The following is a 20,498-nucleotide window of genomic DNA, read 5'->3' on the forward strand; positions in this document are numbered from 1 at the left end:
CGCCCCCGCACGCGGACCGTTCAGCCGCCACCGGAGCCGTCCATGAGCCGCTACGTCGCCCCCCTGGGGTTCACCCTCGCCGCCCTCTGGGTGGCCGTCGTCTTCGTACTGGCCGGCGGCGGTCACTGACCGCCGCCAACCTCGACGCGACTTGTCGCGTTGCTGACCACGCCTGCCCTACGGATGCAGCCTTTCCCGTACGACAAAGCGCCGTGTGACGGTCTCCGTCCCATTGGACGTGGCCGAGATGCTGGAGCAGCAGCCCAACGCCTCGGCTTACGTCGCCGAGGCCGTCCGCCACCGGTATGGCCCCGAGGGCGACCTGCCGGTCATCAGCCTGCCCGGCTGAGCCAGGCTCACAGCATTCGGGACGTCCAGAGCAGGCTGAGCGCGCCGGCGCAGAGGGCCAGCAGCAACGCCACACCGGCGTACCACTGGGTCACCTCGCGGGGCTCGGTGCGGAACCCGATCGAGCTGCCCATGTCCTGGTAGACCTTCTTCAGCTCACTCACCGAGGCCGCCTCGTAGAAGTAGCCCTCGGTGGTCTCGGCCAGGTCGGCCAACGCGAGCCGGTCCACCGGCACCCGCTGGAGCTGACCACCGATGTCGACCTGGCCCGTGTCGGTGCCGAACGCGATGGTAGAGACCGGCACGTTGGCCGCCTGCGCGGCGGCCGCCGCCTCCTCCACCGACCGGCCCGAGGTGCGGAACCCGTCGGAGAGCAGCACGATCCGAGCCGGCGGGATGCCCGCCGCGCCGTCGGCCGGCACCGATCGGATCGCCTCCAGGCAGGTGAACACCGCCTCGCCGGTCGCGGTCGCCTCGGCCAGCACCAGCCCGTCGATCGCACTGGTCACCGCCGACCGGTCCTTGCCCGGCGGCACCAGCACGTTGGCCGCCTTGGCGAACGAGACGAGGCCCAGGTTGTAGCTCTCCGGCAGCTCGCCGACGAACTGCTTGGCCGCCTCCTGGGCCGCCTCCAGCCGGTTCGGCGCCACGTCGTCGGCCTGCATGGACAGCGACACGTCGATGGCGAGCATCACCGTGGCCCGCTCCAGCGGCTCCCTGGTGTCCACCGCCGGCCGGGCCAGCGCTGTGGCCAGCACCAGCAGGCAGAGCAGGAAAGCCGTCGCCGGGACGTGCCGGCGCCAGCCCAGGCCCCTGGGTGCCACGGTGCGCAGCAGGTCCACGTTGGTGAACCGCATCGCGTACGCCCGGCGGTGCAGCTGCCGCCAGACGTAGAACGCGGCGAGGGCGAGCACCGGCAGCACGGCCAGCAGCCACCACGGTTGCAGAAAACGGATCATCGTGTCGTCCCCCTGGTGCGCGCGTGCCGCTGCGCGGCCACGAAACGCACCATGTCCAGCAGCCAGTCTCGGTCCGTACGCAGACGAAGGTGGGCCGCGCCGGCGCCGCGCAGCGCGGCGCCGATGACGGCCCGCTGGGCGGCGGCCGCCTCGGCGTAGCGCTGCCGCAGCCGCGGGTCGGCGGTCTGCACCTCGTGCAGCTCGCCGCTCTCCGGGTCGACCACCGGCAACACGCCCACGTCGGGCAGTTCCAGCTCGCGCGGGTCGACGACCTCGATCGCCAGCACGTCGTGCCGGACCCGCAGCTTGCGCATCGGCCGCGACCACTGCTCGGCGGGTGCGAGGAAGTCCGAGACCACCACGGCCACCCCGCGCCGTCGCGGCGGCCGGTTGAGCATCTCGACCAGGGCGCCCAGGTCACCCCGACCGGGCTGGATCGGGGTGCCGGCGATGGCGCGCAGCAGACCCTGCGCCTCCTTGCGACCGGAGCGGGCCGGCAGCCGGGTGAGCACCCCGGGCCCGGGCGCCGGCGGCCGGGCCCGCCAACGCCGGGTCGGTGCGGGCACGCCGCCGCCGGTGCCGATCACCGCGCCGATCCGGTTGCCGCCGCGCACGGTCAGGTGGGTGATGGCGGCCGCCGCGGCCACCACCACCTCCCGCTTGAGCCACTGGCCGGTGCCGAAGTCCAGGCTGGCCGAGAGGTCCAACGCCAGCCAGGTCTCCAACTCCCGGTCGGCGACCGTACGCCGCACGTGCGGTGTCGTGGTCCGCGCGGTGACCGGCCAGTCCATCCGGCGGACGTCGTCGCCGGGGCGGTACTCGCGCGACTCACCGGCCTCGCTGCCCGGCCCGGGCAGCAGGCCGGCGTAGTCGCCCTGGAGCATGCCGTCGAGTTTGCGGGTGACCAGCAACTGGAGCCGGGACAGCACGGCCTCGCTGCGATCGGCGAGAGGGGCGGGTCGAGGGGTGGATGAGGTCACGGGCGCTGCCCGGGCCAACCTGCGCCCGGCGGCGGGGCGATCGGCGACGGTGCCGTCGGTGACGGGGAGGCCTGCTGCCGGGGTGCGACCGCCGGAAGCGGGATGGTGGACATCACCCGGTGCACGATGTGGTCGGCCGGCACGTCGTCGGCGAGCGCGTCATAGCTGAGCACCAGCCGGTGCCGCAGGATGTCCGGCGCGATGTCCTGTACGTCCTGCGGCAGCGCGTAGTCCCGCCCGCGCAGCAGCGCCAGCGCCCGCGTGGCCCGGACCAGGCCGAGCGAGGCGCGCGGACTGGCCCCGTACTGGATCAGCTGGGCGACGTCCGGCATGCCGTGTTCGGCCGGGGCCCGGGTGGCCAGCACCAGTCGGACGGCGTAGTCCACCAACGCGTTGTGCACGAAGACCTGGTCCGCCTTGCGCTGCAGGGCGATCAGGTCCGGGGTGTCGAAGACCGCCTTCGGCTCCGGCGCGGCGACACCCATCCGGTAGACGATCTCCCGCTCCTCGGCGTCGGTCGGGTAGCCCACCACGATCTTCATGAGGAAGCGGTCCCGCTGCGCCTCCGGCAGCGGGTAGACGCCCTCCTGCTCGATCGGGTTCTGGGTGGCCATCACCAGGAACGGTTCGGGCACCCGGTGGCTCTCCCCGCCGATGGACACCTGCCGCTCGCTCATCACCTCGAGCAGCGCCGACTGCACCTTGGCCGGCGCTCGGTTGATCTCGTCGGCGAGCAGGAAGTTGACGAAGACCGGGCCCAGCTCGACGTCGAACTTCTCGCTGGACTGCCGGTAGATCCGGGTGCCCATGATGTCGGACGGCACCAGGTCCGGGGTGAACTGCACCCGGGCGAAGGACCCACCGACGACCTTGGCGAGGGTCTCCACCGCCAGGGTCTTGGCCACTCCGGGCACCCCTTCGAGCAGGCAGTGACCGCGGGCGAGCAGCGCCACGAACATGCGCTCCACCATCCGGTCCTGCCCGACGATGACCCGTTTGATCTCGAACAGCGCCCGCTCGAGCAGGGTGGCGTCCTGCGCGGGTGTGGTCACCGGCTCGGGTTTCTCCGGAGCGACCCCGTTCGGCGTCGGGGCTTCGGGCGTGGTCGGCTGGGCCACCGGTCCTCCACAGCGTTCGTCGGGTCGTCGCGGCTGGTGCGGTATCAAGACTCGCACGCCTTCCTGAGTGGCGAGGTGGGGAGAAGCCGATTTTCGCCGCGCCGTCCCCGGCAGCCGAATCGCCCGTCACGGGTGGACACGGACCGGCCAGCCGCGTGTACGATTCACCCCGTCGCCGGGCGGCTCCCCCCGTGGCCGCCCGGCGCTCAAGCCCTCCGTCCCGCCGCCCTAGACTGGCCGGGATGAGCACCCCCTTCCCCGCCGACCAGACCCTGATCTGCTCGGCCCGGGGCTGCCGCGCTCCCGCCGTCTGGGCCTTGGAGTGGAACAATCCGCGCCTGCACGACGCCGAGCGGCGCAAGACCTGGCTGGCCTGCGACGCGCACCGGGGCAGCCTCGGCGACTTCCTGGACGCACGCGGCTTCCTGCGTGCCGTCACACCGGTGCCCGGATCGCCTACCCTCGACCTGTGAGCGAGCGCAGCGAGCGGTTGTCCGGCGCGCCGGCCGGTCCGGGGCCCCTGGAGCCGTGGCCGGACACCGTCGAATGGCGGCCGATCTCCTCCGACCTGATCTGGGTGGAGCTCATCCGGTTGGCGATCACGGTCGCTGTCGGGCTGGCGGTGACGGCGGTCGGCTGGGCATTCAGCGGTCACTGGCTGTTCGGGCTCGCCCTCGCCGTCGTGCTGGTGCTCGGCGCGTGGCGCGCCATCGCCGTCGTCCGCGCGGTGCACGCCTGGGGGTACGCCGAGCGCGCCGACGACCTGCTCGTCCGGCACGGGCTGCTGGTCCGGCGGCTCTCCATCGTCCCGTACTCCCGCATGCAGTTCGTCGACGTCAGCGCCGGCCCGTTGGAGCGCGCCTTCCACCTGGCCACCGTGCAGTTGCACACGGCGGCCGCCGCGAGCGACGCCCGGGTGCCCGGGCTGCGCCCGCAGGAGGCGTCCCGGCTGCGTGACCGGCTCACCGCGCTCGGCGAGGACCGGGCGGAGGGGCTGTGAGCGTCCGACCGTGCCGGCGCCGGCGGGGTCCGGCCCGATGAGCGAGGGTCCCGCCGACCCGGACACCCGGCCGCCCCTGCCGCCCGGCCACGCCGGACCGTACGCGGCTCCGCCACCGGACGGCACCGCGCGGCCGGACGGCATTGCACCGCCCGGCGGCACCGCACCGCCCGGCGGCACCGCCGCGCCGGGGATGCCCGATCCGTCGCCGGTACCGCCGACCGACGACGGCGGCGAACCACGACAGCGACTGCACCCGCTCAGCCCTCTGCTGCACGGGGCCAAGTCGCTGGTCGTGGTGATCGCCGGGCTGTCCTGGTCGACGCTGTCCCGGGTCGGGTTCGGCTGGTTCGCCGCCATGGTGGCGGTGCTGGCGCTCGGCGCGACCGCGCTGTCGGTGATCAGCTGGTACAACACCGGCTATCACGTGGTGGGCCGGGAACTGCGGGTCTACGAGGGGCTGCTCTGGCGACGTACCCGGGCCATCCCGCTGGAGCGGTTGCAGGCCGTGGAGGTGGTCCGGCCGCTACTCGCCCAGCTCAGCGGCCTGGCCGAGCTGCGGTTGGAGGTGGTCGGCGGGGGCAAGACCGAGGCGCCGCTGGCGTACCTCGGGGTGGCCGACGCGGCCCGGTTGCGCGAGCGGCTGCTGGCGCTGGCCGGGCGGGCGCCGCAGCCGCCCACGCCGGGCTTTCCGACGCCCGCCGCGGTCGCCGACGCGACGCCCCCGCCGGTCGCGTCGGGTCGGCCACTGCACGCGGTACGCAACCGACACCTGCTGGTCAGCCAGTTGCTCACCCCGCAGGCGTTCCTGCTTCCGTTCGGCCTGGCGTTCGTCGTGGTGCAGTTCCTCACCGCCGGGTCGTGGTCGTTCGTCGCGGTGGCGAGCACGCTGACCGCGATGGCGGGCGTGCTGCTGCAACCGATCCGCCGGGTCCTCGACGACTGGAACTTCCGGCTGGCCCGCGACGACGGCACGCTGCGGGTGCACAACGGCCTGCTGGAGACCCGCGCGCAGACCGTGCCACTGGACCGGGTGCAGACCGTGGGGGCCACCTGGCCGCTGCTCTGGCGGGTCAACGGCTGGCTGCGGCTGCGGCTGGAGGTGGCCGGGTTCTCCGCCGCGGAGGCCGACGACCGCAACCGTCCGGACCGGCTGCTGCCGGTCGGTGACCTGCCGACCGCCACGATGATCGTCGCCGAGGTCCTGCCGGGCGTACGCCTCGACGCGCTGGCGCTGAGCCCGCCGCCGCCGCGGACCCGCTGGCTGCACCCGCTGGGTCGTGGCGCGCTCGGCGCCGGCCTGTTCGAGCGGGTCTTCGCCACCCGGTCCGGGCTGCTCACCCGGCAGGTGGCGATCGTGCCGTACGCCCGGATCCAGAGCGTGCGGGTGGTGCAGGGGCCGGTGCAGCGCCGGCTGGGCCTGGCCTCCGTGCACGCCGACACGGCCGGCGGGTCGGGCGCGGCGGCCCTGGACCGGGATCTCGCGGAGGCGTGGGCACTGGCGGCCGAGCTGACCGCCCGGGCGCACGCCGCCCGACTGTCCCGCTGATCCACCCCGACCTATCTCCGGGTGATCATGAAGTTATTGCCGCTCACCCCGGCGTGTCGGCGCAACAACCTCATGATCGACGGGGTCCGGGGTGGTGTCCGGCGGTGGGGGGGTGGCCGGGGGGCGGGCCTTCGCCGCCGTCCAGGCGCGCTCGGCCAGGCCGACCACCAGGAAGGTCATTCCCACGTACGCCCAGCCGACGAACACGTCGACCACGTAGTGCTCACCCGAGTAGACCAGGGTGAAGGTCATCGCCAGCGGGTACGCGAGCAGCAGCGGCCACCAGCGGCGGCGGGTGGTGTGCAGGAAGAACAGCACCACGAACAGCGCCCACCCGCTGTGCAGCGACGGCATCGCGGCGACCGGGTTCGAGGCGATCTGGCCGGCGTTGAGCACGTTGCCGGCGCCGTGCATGCCGAACGCCTTCCAGCCCCGGGTGGAGATCCGGACGACGTCGGGAAGCAGCCCGTTCTGCGCCGCCCACCAGGGCGGGGCGGCCGGGTAGAGGAAGTAGGTGGCCAGGCCGGCGGCGCAGAGGAAACCCCAGCGCCGCATGTACGCCGCCCAGCGGTGCCGGTCACGCAGCCAGAGCACCGCGGCGGCGGTCAACGCCACCACGAAGTGCGAGAAGTACACCCAGCTCGCCGCGATGTCCCACCACTGCACCTGCGGGTGGTAGAGGTGCTGCTGCAACCAGATGGTGGGCACCTCGCCGCCGGTGGCCCAGCCGAACAGGAACCGGTCGGCGACGATCAGTTCCATGGCGTGCGGGGTGGCCCCGTTGTCGGCAAGCCCCCTGGAGAGGTTGTACACGGCCAGCAGCAGCACGACCGGCACCCAGTCCCGGGCGAAGCGCAGGTGACTGCGCCACGGCCGGTCGCTGTTCCAGGCGATGGTCCCCGCCCAGATCCAGACGAAGGCGTACGCGGGGTCGGTGGGCAGCCCGATGCCCAGCCAGGCGGCCACGAAGGCGACCGCCCAGATCGTCATGGCGACGATGCGCCGACGGCCCCCGTCCGGGGACGCGGGCGGGTCGGTCCGGGCGGGGGGCTGGGGGTCAGTCACGACGGCCATCGCGGTCAAGGTTAACGACGGGTACGGCATCGACCGACGGCGACCATCCGGGAAGGCCGTCCGCAGGTGGACGGCGGCCACCTCCGGCGGGTGCGGCGGGATCGGCGGGCGCGTGGTTCCCGGGCTCGGCGAGCACCTAGGCTGACGACCATGCAGGAGCAGCCCGAGCCGGCCCTCGCGCCGGGTCTGAGCGCCCAGGTCGAGTTGACCGTCACGGACGCGGACACCGCCCAGGCGGTCGGTTCCGGTGACGTACCGGTCCTGGGCACTCCCCGGGTGGTGGCGCTGGCCGAGGCGGCGACGGTCGCGGCGACGGCGGCCGCGGTGCCGTCCGGGTCGACGACCGTGGGGACCCGGGTGGAGCTGGAGCACCTGGCGCCGACCGTGGTGGGCGGAACGGTCCGGGCGCAGGCCCGGCTGACGGCCGTCGACGGCCGCCGACTGTCGTTCGAGGTCACCGTGAGTGACGGCAACGCGACGGTGGCCCGGGGTCGGGTGGACCGGGTCCTGGTGGATCGGCAACGCTTCGTCGACCGCGCCGGGCGGACGTCATGACCATCGATTTCGTCGAGGTCGCCGACCGGGTACACGTGGGACGTGAGCCGCTGCTGCGGGTCAACGTCACCCTCGTCGTCGGCGACGGCGAGGCGCTCCTGGTGGACACCCTCTCCTCCGCCGGTCAGGCCGGCGAGCTGGCCGCCGCCGTCCGGGCGGTCACCGACGCTCCGCTGACCCTGGTCAACACCCACCACCACTACGACCACTGTTTCGGCAACGCCGTCCTCGCCGGCGACCCGCCCCGCCCGGTGTACGCGCACCAGCTGGCCGCCGCCGCCCTGCGCGACCAGCCCGAGCGGCTGCGCCGGGAGGCGTACGAGGAACTGCGCGAGGGGCATCCGGCGCTCGCGGCCGAACTGGCCGACACCCCACTGCTCGCGCCGACACACACGGTGCACACCGAGACGGTGCTCGACGTGGGCGGCCGGCGGGTGCTGCTGCGTCACCCCGGGAGGGGTCACACCGACGCCGACCTCGTGGTGCACGTACCGGACGCGGACGTGCTGGTCGCCGGGGACCTGGTGGAGCAGAGCGGCCCGCCAGCCTTCGAGGACTCGTACCCCCTGCAGTGGCCGGACGCCGTCGCGGACCTGCTCCGGCTGACCACCGCGCGCACGGTGGTGGTGCCGGGTCACGGCGACCCGGTGGACGTCGACTTCGTCCGCGCCCAGCACGCCGAGCTGGCGAGGCTGGCCTGGCTGATCCGGGCCGCGCACACCGGCAGCGCACCACCGGAGCGGGTCGCCGCCGAGGCGCCGTTCGGCGCCCGGGCCGCCCTGGTGGCCGCCCGACGTGGCTACGTCGAACTCGACGGCGTCGCCTGATCGCCGAAGCGGCGCAGCACGTCGGCGCGGGTGGGCATGGCGGTGGCACCACCAGGGGACTCGCAGACCAGGCCGGCCACCCGTAGCGCGAACGCCACCCGCTCGACCCAGCCCGCCGGGTCGACCGGTTCGCCGTCGAGGAGCAGGTCGGCGATCAACGCGGCCATCACCGAGTCGCCGGCGCCGGTGGCGTCCACCGCGTTCACCGTGGGCGCCGGCACGCGTACCGGATCGGCGCCGGCGGCGGCGAGCACCGCGCCGGCCGCGCCGATCGTGACCACCACCGTCGCGGCGCCCAGCTCACGCAGGTACGCGGCCACCCCCTCGACCGGCTCGCGTGGATACAGCAGCTCGGCGTCGGCGGCGCTCAGCTTGACCAGGTGCGCGCCGGCGGCGAACTCGGCCACCACCTCCCGCAGGCCGGCCAGCGCCGCCGGGCCGTCCAGCAGTCGGGGACGCACGTTCGGGTCGAAGACCCGCAACCCGGTGGCGAGGGACCAGGCGCGCCGGGCGGCGGCCAGCGTGGCGGGCTGGAGCAGCACGACCGACCCGCAGTAGAGCACGTCGGCGCCCTCCATCAGCGCCAGGTCCAGATCGTCGGGGCCGAGCAGGCCGTAGGAGGGCGGCTCGCCGTAGAAGCGGAAGTCCGGTTCGGCCCCGGCGAAGGTGACCACCGCGAGCGAGGTCGGCGCCGGCACCACGATCGCACCGTGGAGCCCGACGTCGAGGGCGGTCAGGAAGGCGCGGATCCGGCCGGCCAGCACGTCGTCGCCGAGCGACCCGACGAACTGCGCCGCGCCGCCGAGCCGGGTCACCCCGACGGCCACGTTGAGCGGTCCGCCGCCGATGGCCTGCCGGTACATCCGCTCGCCGTCGCGCTCGGTGTCGAGCAGGTCGACCAGCGCCTCGCCGAGCACCGCCGCGTATCCCATCGGAGTCCTTCCGTCGTGGTCGCCCGTCCCGCCCCGCGCTGCGGCGGGTCGGGCGTGGCACCAGGCTGGCACAGAGCGCGGCCCGGCGGGCGCCGAAGGCCGCGGTCCGGGTCGAACGGTCCGCTAAGCCGGGTGGTGGATCGGCCCGGTCAGTGCGGCCAGCGGGTGGCCCGTCCCGCCCCAGCGGCCGGCGACGATCTGGGCGGCGACGCTCACCGCGGTCTCCTCCGGAGTACGTCCGCCGAGGTCCAGCCCGATCGGCGAGGCGAGCCGGGCCAGCTGCTCGGCGCTGAGCCCCGCCTCACGCAGTCGCTTGTGGCGTTCGTCGTGGGTGCGTCGTGACCCCATCGCGCCGACGTACGCCAGCCGGTGGCGCAGTGCCACCTCCAGCAGTGGCACGTCGAACCTCGGGTCGTGGGTCAGCACACAGACGGCGGTCCGTCCGTCGACCCGGCCGGCGTCCACCTCCGCGCGCAGGTAGCGGTGCGGCCACTGCACCACCACCTCGTCCGCCTCGGGAAAGCGACCGGCGGTCGCGAAGACCGGCCGAGCGTCGCACACGGTCACCCGGTAGCCGAGGAACGCGCCGATCCGGGCCACCGCGGCGGCGAAGTCGATCGCCCCGAAGACGATCATCCGGGGCGGGGTCGCGTGGGCGGCCACGAACAGGCTCAGGCCGACGCCCCGGCGCTGCCCGCAATAGCCGTACCGGAGCATGCCGCTGTGCCCGACGGCGAGCATTCCGAGGGCATCGGCGGTGGCGGCGGCGTTCAGCCGGTCAGCGCCGAGCGAGCCGGTCACCCGATTGCCGGTGAGCACCAGCCGCCGGCCGAGCCGTCCCGCCGGGTCGGCCGGCACCTCGCCGGGCGGGTCGCCGGCGTCGGCCGCCACGCAGGTGACCACCACCGCCGGCCGGCCGGCCCGACGCGCCGCGGCGACCGCGTCCAGCTCGGCGAGGGCGCCGGGTCCGATCCTCTCCACGAACACGTCGAGCACCCCGCCGCAGGTCAGGCCCACGGCGTACGCGTCGTCGTCGCTGACGCCGTAACGGGTCAGCTCGGGTGTGCCGGTGTCGAGCACGCGGCGGGCGCGTTCGTAGAGGTCCGCCTCCACGCAGCCACCGGAGACGCTGCCGGTCACGGTGCCGTCGGCCGCGACCAGCATGGTGGCACCGGGCGGCTGCGGCGCGGACCGCCAGGTGTCCACGACGGTGGCCAGGGCGACGGTCTCGCCGGCCCGGCAGCGTCGGTGCACCTCGTCGAACACGTCCGGCACGCGCTGCCCTCTCCCGTTCCGCGAAAGCCACTTATGCCAGGATATGACCTTTTTCGACAGCTGGGTCTGAGTGGTGGAAGTCGCGCGAGGTCCTACCCGGTGGTGGCCCGGCGTCGACGCGAGACATCGAGGGTTGGCTATTGCGCCGTGGCCGGGTGGCGTGGTGGGATGACGCCTACCGGGCGGTGCGAGGGCTGTCGCGCCGCCGGTTGCCGGGTTTCAGGTGACGCGAGGGCGCCGGTCCACGACAGGACCGTCGACGGCGCGTGTCCCCTGGCCGATTCCCGCCGAGGCACGTCGCCGTGACCGTCGTACCCGCTCGTGGCAGCGGGGCGACCGGCCACAACCCCACCGACTGTGGCGGGGCGGCTCGGGCGGCGCGCCCCGCGAGGCAGGAGAACCCGTGAACCGTTCCCGTACGGCCGCCCTGCTCACTGCGGCCGTGACCCTCGCCCTGGGCGCCGTGGCCCTGGCCTCCGGCCCGGATCCGGCCGCCGCGCACGGCGCCGCGATGACGCCGGGCAGCCGGACCTATCTCTGCTGGAAGGACGGGCTGAGCCAGAACGGCCAGATCAGGCCCAACAACCCCGCCTGCGCCGCCGCCGTCGGGCAGAGCGGGCCGAACTCCCTCTACAACTGGTTCAGCGTGCTGCGCTCCGACGCCGGCGGGCGGACCGTGGGTTTCATCCCCGACGGGCAGCTGTGCAGCGGCGGCAACCCCGGTTTCAGTGGCTACGACCTGGCCCGCACCGACTGGCCACTGACCCATCTCACCAGCGGGGCACGACTGGATTTCCGATACAGCAACTGGGCTCACCACCCGGGCACGTTCTCCTTCTACGTGACCCGGGACAGCTGGAGCCCGAACCGGCCGCTGGCCTGGGCCGACCTGGAGGCGCAGCCGTTCCTCACGGTCACCAACCCGCCGCAGAACGGCGCGGTGGGCACCAACGAGGGGCACTACTACTTCAGTGGGAACCTGCCGTCGGGCAAGAACGGCCGGCACGTCATCTACTCCCGCTGGGTGCGCTCGGACTCCCAGGAGAACTTCTTCGGCTGCTCCGACGTCACCTTCGACGGCGGCAACGGCCAGGTGACCGGGGTCGGCCCGGGTGGCACACCGCCACCGACACCGACTCCGTCGACCCCGCGGCCCACCCCGACGACCCCGACGCCCACCCCGACGACGCCCACCCCGACCCCCACGCCGACCAACCCGCCGCCGCCGGGCGGTGACTGCATGGCCGTCTACAAGGTGGTGGGCGCCTGGCAGGGCGGCTTCCAGGGCGAGGTGATGATCATGAACCACGGAAGTACGCCGTTCGCCGGCTGGACCGCCAGCTGGACCTGGCCCAGCGGGCAGACGATCGGCCAGATCTGGAACGCCACCCAGAGCACGTCCGGGTCGTCGGTGACGGCGACCAACGTCTCCTACAACGGCACGGTCGCACCGGAGGGCACCACGACCTTCGGCTTCCTGGCCAGCACCACGGGCACCAACACCCTCCCCACGGTGGCCTGCGCCCGCCGCTGACCGGCCCCCTGAAGGTGGCAACAGGCTTGCGTCATCCGGAGCAGTTCCGGTGACGCAAGCCTGTTGATCAGAAGGGTGGCACCGGGATCAGCGGACCATGGAGCCCACGACCGGCTTGGTGAGCAGGGCGGACTGGTTGCGCTGGATGCCCGGGTCGAGCGTCTTGGCGACGAAGATGGCGTGCCAGATGCAGAAGATCAGGACCGTCCACACCTTGCGGGAGTGGTCGGCCTCCTCCCGCTTGTGCTCGTCGAGCAGCCGCAGGGCGTACGACAGGTCGAGCAGGTCGCCGGCACCGGAGGTGCTCAAGACGTGTCGCGCCCACTCGTACATCTCGCCGCGCAGCCAGACCCGGGTGGGCGTCGGGAAGCCCAGCTTCTTGCGGTTGACGATGGCCGGAGGGACGACGCCCTGCAACGCCTGGCGCATCGCGTACTTGGTGGCATCCGAGCGCGGCGGCAGCTTGAGATCGACCGGGATCTTCGCCGCGACGTCGAACACCTCGCGGTCGAGAAACGGCACCCGCACCTCCAACGAGTGCGACATCGAGATCCGGTCGGCCTTGACCAGGATGTCCCCCCGCAGCCAGGTGTAGAGGTCGACGTACTGCATCTTGGTGACGTCGTCCAGCTCGGTGCACTCGGCGTAGATCGGCGCGGTCACGTCGGTGTAGCGCACCGAGGGGTCGTAGCGCCGCATCAGGTGCTGCTTCTCCTCCTCGGTGAACATCCGGGCGTTGCCGTAGTACCGCTCCTCGATGGGGGTGGTGCCACGCTCCAGGAAGCTCTTGCCCTTGACCCCCTGCGGGATCGCCTTGGAGACCGCGCGCAGCCCCTTCTGCACCCCGCCGGGCAGGCCGTTGACGGTGCCCAGCGATAGCGGCTCGCGGTAGATCGTGTAACCGCCGAAGAACTCGTCGGCACCCTCACCGGAGAGCACCACGGTGACGTGTTCGGCGGCCTTCTTGGCCACGAAGTACAGCGGCACCAGCGCCGGGTCGGCCACCGGGTCGTCCAGGTGCCAGACGATCTTCGGCAACGCGTCGATCATGTCCTGCGGACCGATCTTGGTGGGGATGGTGGTGACGTCGAGGTGCCGGGCCGACTCCTGCGCGACGTCGATCTCCGAATATCCCGGTACGTCGTAGCCGACGGTGAACGTGAGGATGTTCGGGTTGAACTCCCGGGCCAGCGCGACCACCGCCGTGGAGTCGATGCCACTGGACAGGAACGAGCCCACCGGCACGTCGGAGCGCATGTGCATGCGGACGCTCTCCCGCAGCGTCTCCCGGATCTCGTGGTAGAGCTTCTGCTCGTCGTCGACCGGCGCCGGCCGGAACACCGGCCGGTACCAGCGGCGCACGTCGATGCGCCCGCCCGGGGTCCAGGTCAGGTACTCCCCCGAGCCGATCCGGTTGATGCCCTTGTGCAGCGTGCCGGGCTCCGGCACGTACTGCAGGGTCAGGTAGTGGCTCAGGTTGGCCGCGTCGACGCCCGCGTCGCCCTGGTAGTTGCTGTGCGCGAACGGCAGCAGCGCCTTCTTCTCCGAGGCCAGGTAGAGCCCGTCGGCGGTCTCCAGGTAGTGCATGGGCTTGATGCCGAAGTAGTCGCGGGCACCGAAGGCGCGCCGTTCCTGCCGGTCCCAGATCACGAAGGCGAACATGCCGCGCAGCCGGGTGAGCACCTGCTCGCCCCAGAAGTGGTAGCCGGCGACGATCACCTCGCCGTCACCGGCCGTGGCGAACTGGGCGCCGAAGTTCCGGACCAGCTCGTCGCGCAACTCGATGTAGTTGTAGATCTCACCGTTGAAGGTGAGCAGGTAACGGCCGTTCGCGTAGGGCAGCGGCTCGTGGCTCGACGCGACGTCGATGATGGCGAGCCGCTTGTGGGCGAACACTCCGTCCGCGTACCGGCCGGAGGCGTCGCCGACCACCTCGACCCCTGTCTCGTCGGGGCCGCGGTGGTGCAGGCATTCCAACGCTCCGGCGATGTGGTCGCGGTGCGCGGCGGCGTTGCCGTTCGCGCTGAAGAAGGCCAGGAGTCCGCACATGGTGGTCATCTTCCCACGCGTGCCGTCGGCCCGTCGCAGCCGTGGGTTGATCCGGAGCGCTCCCGGCCGGCGTCTCGACGAACGTGGCGCGCGGTACCGTCGGGACCAGCAATGTCACGGAGGGAGCGGCGCAATGACCGAGGAACGCACCGACGGTACGCCGACGGACGGCACCGAATCGCATGATCCGGATTTTCCGGAGGCGTTCCTGTCCTTCATGCGGCAGGGCTGGCGGGACACCGCGCTCCCGGTCGCGTCCCGGCCGGAGGCCCCCAACTACGCCAAGCGCCGGGCCGCGCTCTCGGCCGCCTTCCCCGACGAGACGCTGGTGATCCCGACCGGCTCCGAGAAGGTCCGGGCCAACGACACCGCCTACCCGTTCCGGCCGGGCAGTGACTTCGCCTACCTGACCGGCGACCACGACCCGGACAGCGTCCTGGTGCTGCGTCCGAACGGTTCGGGGCACGACGCCACCCTGTACATGCGGCCCCGGTCGTCCCGGGAGACCGACGAGTTCTTCCGCAGCCGCCACGGCGAGCTGTGGGTGGGCCGGCGGCACACGCTCAGCGAGAAGTCCACCGAGTTGGGCCTGCCGACCGCCGACCTGACCGGCCTGGAGGCGACGCTCGCCGACCTGGCGCCGGGACGGACCCGGGTGCTGCGCGGCTTCGACGCCGACGTGGACGCGGCCGTCCGCCCGTACGACGGGGTCCGCGCCGAGGGTCAGCCGCCCCGCGACCGGGAGCTGGCGAGCGCCGTCTCGGAGCAGAAGCTCGTCAAGGACGAGTGGGAGATCGGCCAACTCCAGGACGCGATCGACGCCACCGTGCGCGGCTTCGAGGACGTCGCCCGGATCCTGCCCGCCGACCGGGCGGTCTCGGAGCGGTTGCTCGAGGGCATCTTCGCGCTGCGCGCCCGGCACGACGGCAACGACGTCGGGTACGGCTCGATCGTCGGCGCCGGCGAGCACGCCACGATCCTGCACTGGGTGCACAACCACGGCGCGACCCGACCGGGCGACCTGCTGCTGATGGACATGGGCGTCGAGGGGCGCAACCTCTACACCGCCGACGTGACGCGGGTGCTGCCGGTGAGCGGCCGGTTCACCGCCCTGCAGCGCCAGGTCTACGACATCGTGTACGCCTCGCAGCAGGCCGGCATCGAGGCCATCCGGCCCGGCGTGCCGTTCAAGGACGTCCACCTGACCTGCATGCGCGTGCTCGCCGAGGGTCTCGCCGAGCTGGGCCTGCTGCCGGTGAGCGTGGACGAGGCGATGGACGAGAAGTCGTCGGTCTACCGGCGGTGGACGCTGCACGGCTTCGGCCACATGCTCGGCATCGACGTGCACGACTGTTCCAACGCCCGCAAGGAGAACTACAAGGACGGCACGCTGGGCGAGGGCTACGTGCTCACCGTCGAGCCGGGGCTGTACTTCCAGCCGGAGGACGAACTGGTCCCCGCCGAACTGCGCGGCGTCGGCGTTCGGATCGAGGACGACGTGCTGGTCACCGCGACCGGCGCGGTGAACCTGTCGGCCGGGCTCCCGCGCACCTCCGACGAGGTGGAGACCTGGCTGGGCGAGCAGCGCGAGGCCGGTCCGCGTCTGCCGGGCTGACCCCCGCACGTACGGCAACGGCGGGCCCCACCCGGCGTTCTGCGACGCATCTCGTCGACAGGACACCGGGTGGGGCCCGCCGTCCTGTGCCCGCTTCCGCCCGATCGGCCAGGCTCGGCGTACACCGGGTGGCATCTGCCTGATCAGCACCAATCACTCCGCTGCGCCCGTGCCGCGTGCTCTCTGCCTGCGTCGGCGTTGTGGCGTCCCGTCGTCGGCTTTACGCCGCGTCTCGTTCCTCGCCCCGGTCGTGCCTGAAGCGGCCTTCGACATCCGCACTCCCCCACCGTCCGCACTCACGGGCGCTTAACGTGGGGTTTATTCAGATAAGCCCTCATAGTGAATAACTCTCTTATACGGTGTGATTTGGCAGCTACAACCGATTTGTAGCGGAGGCTGCCTCGCCATAGCGATGCGACCTCATCTGTACTAGGAGAGGGCAGAGGGCTGCGATGTCCAACAACCTTCGTAACAACGACGCGGTTCGCGGCACGAAATCCCCGTTCAGCCGGCGCCGGCTCTGGCTCGCCACCGGTGTCGTCGGCCTGACGGGGGCGGTCGGCTTCACGGGCGTCGCCTACGCCACCACCGGCGTGACCGGCGCGCACCGGCTGGCCGACGTCAAGTGGTCAACCAGCCAGTTGGTCAGCGACGACGGCAAGGACAAGCCCAAGGACGACAAGGACAACAAGGACAACAAGGACTACAAAGACAACAAGGGCGGCAAAGACGGAGACAAAGGCCAGGAGCATCGGGACCGAGACGACAAGGACCGGGTGCGAGACGTCGATTGCGACGACGACGAGTTGATCGAGGCGATCGACCTGGCCAACCGTGACGACGGCGGCACGTTGAGGCTTGCCAAGGACTGCGAGTACGAGCTGGGCGAGTACGACAGGAAGTCCGACGCGGGCCTGCCGACGATCCGGCAGGAGATCAAGATCGAGGGCAACGGCGCGAAGATCAAGCGGGAGTCGCGGGACGGCTTCCGAATCTTCCGGGTCGGTGACGGTGGCGACCTGACCCTCAAGGACGTCGAGATCCGTAACGGCGCGGCCGGCGACGAGAAGGAGCGCTGGGGCGACAAGCGGGACGACGACCGCAAGAACGACCACGAAGGCAAGGACGACAAGGACCAGCCCGACAACGGCTGGGGCGGCAAGGACAAGGACGACAGCGGCTGGGGCGGCAAGGACAAGGACGACAGCGGCTGGGGCAGCGAAGACCAGCCCGGCAGCGGCTGGGGTAGCGAAGACCAGCCCGGCAGCGGCTGGGGCAGCAAGGACCAGGACGACAGCGGCTGGGGCAGCAAGGACCAGGACAAGGACAAGAAGGACAAGGACAAGAAGGACAAGGACAAGAAGGACCAGGACAAGAAGGACTGGGACGGCAAGGACCGGGACAAGAAGGACCGGGACAAGAAGGACCGGGACAGCAAGGACCGGGACTACAAGGGCGACCGGGAGTACGAGGGCGACGGCGGTGGCCTGCTGGTCGAACGCGGTGGCCAGGCCCGTCTCTCGCACGCCAACTTCTACCTGAACAGCGCCGAGAACAACGGCGGCGCGATCGCCAACTTCGGCCGGCTCGACGTCGAGAGCAGCACGCTGGACAACAACCACGCCGGCAAGGACGGCGGCGCGATCTTCAACGCCGGCGTCCTGAAGGTTTCCGGTTCACAGGACGGCAAGGGCGGCGAGTCCCGGATCACCAACAACACCGCCGGCAAGAACGGCGGCGGCATCAGCAACGGTCACGGCGACCGGGACAAGAAGAAGGAACACGGGTACGGCAAGGGCGACGGCCGCCACGAGGAAGACAGCAACTCCGGCACCGTCACCATCGACAAGACCTACATCGAGAACAACACCGCCAAGTACAACGGCGGTGGCCTGTTCAGCAACGGAGGCTTCGTCGAGGTCTGCTGGAGCTTCGTCAAGAGCAACGTGGCAGGCAAGAACGGCGGCGGCATCTACGCCGTCGACACCGTACTGACGGTCCGGGACAGCAAGATCGAGAAGAACAAGGCCCACAAGGACGGCGGCGGCATCTACAACGTGAGCAGCGACGAGCGCAGCCACTCCGACCGCGACAAGGGCAAGGACAAGGACAAGAACGAGGAGACCCGCGGCACGGCCACCGTGACCAACAGCGAGATCCTCGAGAACAGCGCCGGTCGCTTCGGTGGCGGCGTCTTCAACGGCAAGCCCATCGACGACGAGAAGGACGGGTCGTCCTCCTCGAGCAACTGGTCGAAGGACAAGCACAACGACGACGACGAGGCCTCCCTGGTCCTGCGCGACAGCAAGGTCAAGGAGAACTTCGCCGGCAAGAACGGCGGCGGCGTCTACAACAACGAGGGCAGGGTCACCCTGACCGACACCAGGATCACCAAGAACAAGGCCGACAACGGCGACGAGCACCACAAGATCGCTGGTGGCGTCTTCAACAACGATGGCAGGGTCAAGCTCGACGACGACTCCACCATCACCAACAACGACCCGACCAACTGCGCCAACACCGTCGAGGACTGCTTCAACTGAGTGCGTGAGCGCTGAGGAGACAGCCAGACGGAACGCTGCCCCCTGCCACCTCCGGTGGCAGGGGGCAGCACCACGAACCGGGTAGGAACAGCGTGGTCTGAGGCCGCTGCCCGGCGGGCTCAGCGATGACTGGCCACGATCGAACGCCCTTGCCCAGATGACACAGGAGGCCCCTGCGCGCCGTTTCGACCGGCACGGAGGGGCTGTTCCGTTACCTCGGTTCTGAGGCCACCCTCCCCGCCCGAGCGTCCTCGCCGGGTCCGCGCCGTCCGGTACTGACCGTCCCGATGTTCGAAGAATGTACCGAATGCGGGGTTCTCTCGGATACGACCACGAGACGAAGAACCTTCCCATACGGTCATTTTTGGAGGCTACAACCGATTTGTAGCGGGGACGCCCGCCTGAGGCGATGCGCCCCTGTCTGGCACGAGGAGAGGGCAGAGAGCTCCGATGTCCAACTACCTAACCAACCATGAAGCCGCTGAGCCGGCTGCGAGGGCGAAGCGCCGCCGCAAGCTGTGGCTCGTCAGTGGCGTGGCCGGGTTGACCGGCGTGGTCAGCCTGGCCACGGTCGGTGTCGCCACCGGCGCGGGTGCTGTCGGCTCCGATGGCCTCAAGTGGGCCACCGCCCAGGTCAGCCTGAGCGACGACCAGGACGTGGACCGCAGCGACGAGGACCGCGACCGGCACGACTCCGACAAGGACAAGGACAAGGACAAGGACAACAAGGATCACAAGGACAAGAAGGACGGCAAGGACGACGGCAAGAAGGACCACGACGATCGGACGAAGGAGGTGCCCTGCCAGACCGACAAGCTGATCCAGGCCATCGTCTACGCCAACCAGAACTACGGCGCGACGCTGAAGCTCGCGGACAAGTGCACCTACAACCTGACTCGGAACGACTTTCTCGGCAACGGCCTGCCGGTGATCCAGCAGGACATCACCCTCGAGGGTCACGACACCGAGATCGTCCGGGACGCCACCGCCGCCTACTTCCGGATCCTCAACGTCGGCCCCGGTGGGCGCCTGACACTCAAGGGCCTGACCATCAAGGGTGGCCAGACGCTCAACACCCTGACGGCGCCGACGCCGGCAGCGGTCTGGTCGGCGTACTCGACCTCGGTCGAATCCACGGCGGCCGCGACCAAGGCCGGCAAGGTGGCGGCGAACACGCCGCGGACCGCGTTGAAGGCAACGCCGAAGGCGACGCCCAAGGCGGCGACGCCCAAGGGTGGTGTCTCGACGCTGGTCGAGACGCCGGGCTTCAACGACGGCGCGGGCATCCTGGTGCAGCCGGGCGGCACCGCCACCATCGAGGACACCGAGATCGTTCGCAACCAGTCCGGTGGCAACGGTGGTGGAGTGGCCAACTTCGGCACCACCGAGATCAGCAAGAGCAGCGTGACCGAGAACACCGCCTTCTTCTTCGGCGGCGGCATCTTCAACGCCGGCGTGCTGAAGGTGTACGAGACCAAGATCAAGAACAACGAGGCGGGCATCGGCGGTGCCGGCATCTCCAACGGCGCCGCGGACATCTTCACCGACGACGTCGACGGCGGCGCGGTGTGGGTCGAGAAGTCCGAGATCAGCGACAACGAGACGCTCGGCTTCGGCGGCGGCCTCCTCGACATCGGGGGCAACACCACGGTCAAGGACTCGAAGGTCAACAACAACACCGCGCTGGTCGCCGGCGGCGGCATCGCGGCGGCCGACAGCACGCTGAACCTCTACTGCGTCGAGGTCGAGCGGAACAGCACCATCGGCGTCGGCGGCGGCCTCGCGGTTGCCTTCGACAGCCGGGCCACGGTCGAGGACAGCGCGATCAAGGACAACGTCGCCGCCTTCTTCGGCGCCGGCGTGTTCAACGAGGACAGCATCACCGTGCTGCGCAGGACCGAGGTCCACGGCAACCGGGCGGTCGGCCCGGTGAGCGTCGCCGGCGGCATCTTCAACGACGATGGCCAGGTCGTCCTGGACGAGTCGAAGGTGGCGTACAACTTCTCCACCCTGCCTCCGGGCGGCATCTACACCAACAACTCCGGTGTGACCATCGACCAGAGGTCGGCGGTCACCGGCAACCGGCCGACCAACTGCCTCGGCAGCCCGGTCATCCCGCCGAACTGCTTCGGCTGATCAC

17 protein-coding genes are annotated in these 20,498 nt (G+C 71.2%); 10 read left to right on the forward strand and 7 right to left on the reverse strand.

The genetic code is table 11. The annotated features are described in order from the left end of the window. The first annotated feature begins 214 nt into the window (after positions 1 to 214). Positions 215 to 349 carry a hypothetical protein gene (locus tag ACLJN9_RS23230; protein ID WP_410813602.1) on the forward strand — a complete coding sequence of 45 codons (135 nt, stop codon included), beginning with the start codon at positions 215 to 217 and terminating at the stop codon, positions 347 to 349. Positions 350 to 356: 7 nt separating this feature from the next. On the opposite strand, the gene ACLJN9_RS23235 is transcribed toward ACLJN9_RS23230, so the two are convergent. Genes ACLJN9_RS23235 through ACLJN9_RS23245 form a run of 3 tightly spaced genes read right to left on the reverse strand, consistent with a single transcriptional unit; the run spans position 357 to position 3,405 of the window. Beyond that, entirely contained in the window at positions 357 to 1,307 is a 951-nt protein-coding gene (locus ACLJN9_RS23235; protein WP_410813603.1) for a VWA domain-containing protein, read from the reverse strand. Next, positions 1,304 to 2,305: a DUF58 domain-containing protein gene (locus ACLJN9_RS23240; protein ID WP_410813604.1), complete on the reverse strand. Its 1,002-nt coding sequence runs from the start codon at positions 2,303 to 2,305 to the stop codon at positions 1,304 to 1,306. The genes ACLJN9_RS23235 and ACLJN9_RS23240 overlap by 4 nt, the downstream gene beginning before the upstream one ends. After that, on the reverse strand, positions 2,284 to 3,405 hold the full coding sequence (locus tag ACLJN9_RS23245; protein ID WP_410813605.1) for an AAA family ATPase: 1,122 nt from the start codon (positions 3,403 to 3,405) through the stop codon (positions 2,284 to 2,286). The genes ACLJN9_RS23240 and ACLJN9_RS23245 overlap by 22 nt, the downstream gene beginning before the upstream one ends. A gap of 242 nt (positions 3,406 to 3,647) precedes the next feature. Between ACLJN9_RS23245 and ACLJN9_RS23250 the strand changes: the two genes are divergently transcribed. Genes ACLJN9_RS23250 through ACLJN9_RS23260 form a run of 3 tightly spaced genes read left to right on the forward strand, consistent with a single transcriptional unit; the run spans position 3,648 to position 5,954 of the window. Continuing rightward, complete coding sequence (locus ACLJN9_RS23250) at positions 3,648 to 3,878, forward strand: hypothetical protein (RefSeq protein WP_410813606.1); 231 nt, start codon at positions 3,648 to 3,650, stop codon at positions 3,876 to 3,878. After that, entirely contained in the window at positions 3,875 to 4,405 is a 531-nt protein-coding gene (locus ACLJN9_RS23255) for a PH domain-containing protein (protein WP_410813607.1), read from the forward strand. The genes ACLJN9_RS23250 and ACLJN9_RS23255 overlap by 4 nt, the downstream gene beginning before the upstream one ends. Before the next feature lie 37 nt (positions 4,406 to 4,442). After that, positions 4,443 to 5,954, forward strand: a complete 1,512-nt coding sequence (locus ACLJN9_RS23260; RefSeq protein ID WP_410813608.1) for a PH domain-containing protein — start codon at positions 4,443 to 4,445, stop codon at positions 5,952 to 5,954. Between the two features lie 33 nt (positions 5,955 to 5,987). Here ACLJN9_RS23260 and ACLJN9_RS23265 read toward each other — a convergent pair whose 3' ends face one another. Next, a complete protein-coding gene (locus ACLJN9_RS23265; protein WP_410813609.1) occupies positions 5,988 to 7,028 on the reverse strand; it encodes a phosphatase PAP2 family protein in 1,041 nt (346 codons plus the stop codon). Positions 7,029 to 7,178: 150 nt separating this feature from the next. On the opposite strand from ACLJN9_RS23265, the gene ACLJN9_RS23270 reads away from it, so the two are divergent. Together ACLJN9_RS23270 and ACLJN9_RS23275 are read left to right on the forward strand one after the other, a co-directional pair. Continuing rightward, the gene (locus tag ACLJN9_RS23270; protein WP_410813610.1) at positions 7,179 to 7,583 is read left to right on the forward strand and encodes a thioesterase family protein; all 405 of its coding nucleotides are present in this window, start codon (positions 7,179 to 7,181) and stop codon (positions 7,581 to 7,583) included. Continuing rightward, positions 7,580 to 8,410, forward strand: a complete 831-nt coding sequence (locus ACLJN9_RS23275) for an MBL fold metallo-hydrolase (protein ID WP_410813611.1) — start codon at positions 7,580 to 7,582, stop codon at positions 8,408 to 8,410. Before ACLJN9_RS23270 ends, ACLJN9_RS23275 begins: the two co-directional genes overlap by 4 nt. Here the strand turns inward: ACLJN9_RS23275 and ACLJN9_RS23280 are convergent. Next, a complete protein-coding gene (locus tag ACLJN9_RS23280; protein ID WP_410813612.1) occupies positions 8,383 to 9,342 on the reverse strand; it encodes a PfkB family carbohydrate kinase in 960 nt (319 codons plus the stop codon). The two genes, ACLJN9_RS23275 and ACLJN9_RS23280, sit on opposite strands and share 28 nt — an antisense overlap. A gap of 123 nt (positions 9,343 to 9,465) precedes the next feature. Continuing rightward, entirely contained in the window at positions 9,466 to 10,617 is a 1,152-nt protein-coding gene (locus ACLJN9_RS23285; protein WP_410813613.1) for an XdhC family protein, read from the reverse strand. Positions 10,618 to 11,020: 403 nt separating this feature from the next. On the opposite strand from ACLJN9_RS23285, the gene ACLJN9_RS23290 reads away from it, so the two are divergent. Then, positions 11,021 to 12,151 (forward strand): lytic polysaccharide monooxygenase, encoded by a 1,131-nt coding sequence (locus ACLJN9_RS23290; protein WP_410813614.1) that lies wholly within the window; start codon positions 11,021 to 11,023, stop codon positions 12,149 to 12,151. 87 nt (positions 12,152 to 12,238) lie between these two features. Here the strand turns inward: ACLJN9_RS23290 and asnB are convergent, their stop codons facing one another. Then, positions 12,239 to 14,200: an asparagine synthase (glutamine-hydrolyzing) gene (asnB, locus tag ACLJN9_RS23295; RefSeq protein ID WP_410813615.1), complete on the reverse strand. Its 1,962-nt coding sequence runs from the start codon at positions 14,198 to 14,200 to the stop codon at positions 12,239 to 12,241. Positions 14,201 to 14,333: 133 nt separating this feature from the next. Between asnB and ACLJN9_RS23300 the strand changes: the two genes are divergently transcribed. From ACLJN9_RS23300 to ACLJN9_RS23310, 3 genes are all read left to right on the forward strand, one after another. Further along, complete coding sequence (locus ACLJN9_RS23300) at positions 14,334 to 15,815, forward strand: aminopeptidase P family protein (RefSeq protein ID WP_410813616.1); 1,482 nt, start codon at positions 14,334 to 14,336, stop codon at positions 15,813 to 15,815. Positions 15,816 to 16,267: 452 nt separating this feature from the next. Next, entirely contained in the window at positions 16,268 to 18,358 is a 2,091-nt protein-coding gene (locus ACLJN9_RS23305) for a hypothetical protein (RefSeq protein ID WP_410813617.1), read from the forward strand. A 450-nt stretch (positions 18,359 to 18,808) separates the two neighbouring features. Beyond that, positions 18,809 to 20,494, forward strand: coding sequence for a right-handed parallel beta-helix repeat-containing protein (locus ACLJN9_RS23310; protein ID WP_410813618.1), 1,686 nt, complete (start codon positions 18,809 to 18,811; stop codon positions 20,492 to 20,494). Positions 20,495 to 20,498 lie beyond the last annotated feature (4 nt).

The sequence above is a fragment of the Micromonospora sp. 067-2 genome (assembly GCF_046549295.1).
GTDB lineage: Bacteria > Actinomycetota > Actinomycetes > Mycobacteriales > Micromonosporaceae > Micromonospora.

Coding starts and splice junctions, on each gene's coding strand:
- ACLJN9_RS23235 (WP_410813603.1), bottom strand. CDS start 1,307: ATGATCCGTTTTCTGCAACCGTGGTGGCTGCTGGCCGTGCTGCCGGTG.
- ACLJN9_RS23250 (WP_410813606.1), top strand. CDS start 3,648: ATGAGCACCCCCTTCCCCGCCGACCAGACCCTGATCTGCTCGGCCCGG.
- ACLJN9_RS23260 (WP_410813608.1), top strand. CDS start 4,443: ATGAGCGAGGGTCCCGCCGACCCGGACACCCGGCCGCCCCTGCCGCCC.
- ACLJN9_RS23265 (WP_410813609.1), bottom strand. CDS start 7,028: ATGGCCGTCGTGACTGACCCCCAGCCCCCCGCCCGGACCGACCCGCCC.
- ACLJN9_RS23270 (WP_410813610.1), top strand. CDS start 7,179: ATGCAGGAGCAGCCCGAGCCGGCCCTCGCGCCGGGTCTGAGCGCCCAG.
- ACLJN9_RS23275 (WP_410813611.1), top strand. CDS start 7,580: ATGACCATCGATTTCGTCGAGGTCGCCGACCGGGTACACGTGGGACGT.
- ACLJN9_RS23280 (WP_410813612.1), bottom strand. CDS start 9,342: ATGGGATACGCGGCGGTGCTCGGCGAGGCGCTGGTCGACCTGCTCGAC.
- asnB (WP_410813615.1), bottom strand. CDS start 14,200: ATGTGCGGACTCCTGGCCTTCTTCAGCGCGAACGGCAACGCCGCCGCG.
- ACLJN9_RS23300 (WP_410813616.1), top strand. CDS start 14,334: ATGACCGAGGAACGCACCGACGGTACGCCGACGGACGGCACCGAATCG.
- ACLJN9_RS23305 (WP_410813617.1), top strand. CDS start 16,268: ATGTCCAACAACCTTCGTAACAACGACGCGGTTCGCGGCACGAAATCC.
- ACLJN9_RS23310 (WP_410813618.1), top strand. CDS start 18,809: ATGTCCAACTACCTAACCAACCATGAAGCCGCTGAGCCGGCTGCGAGG.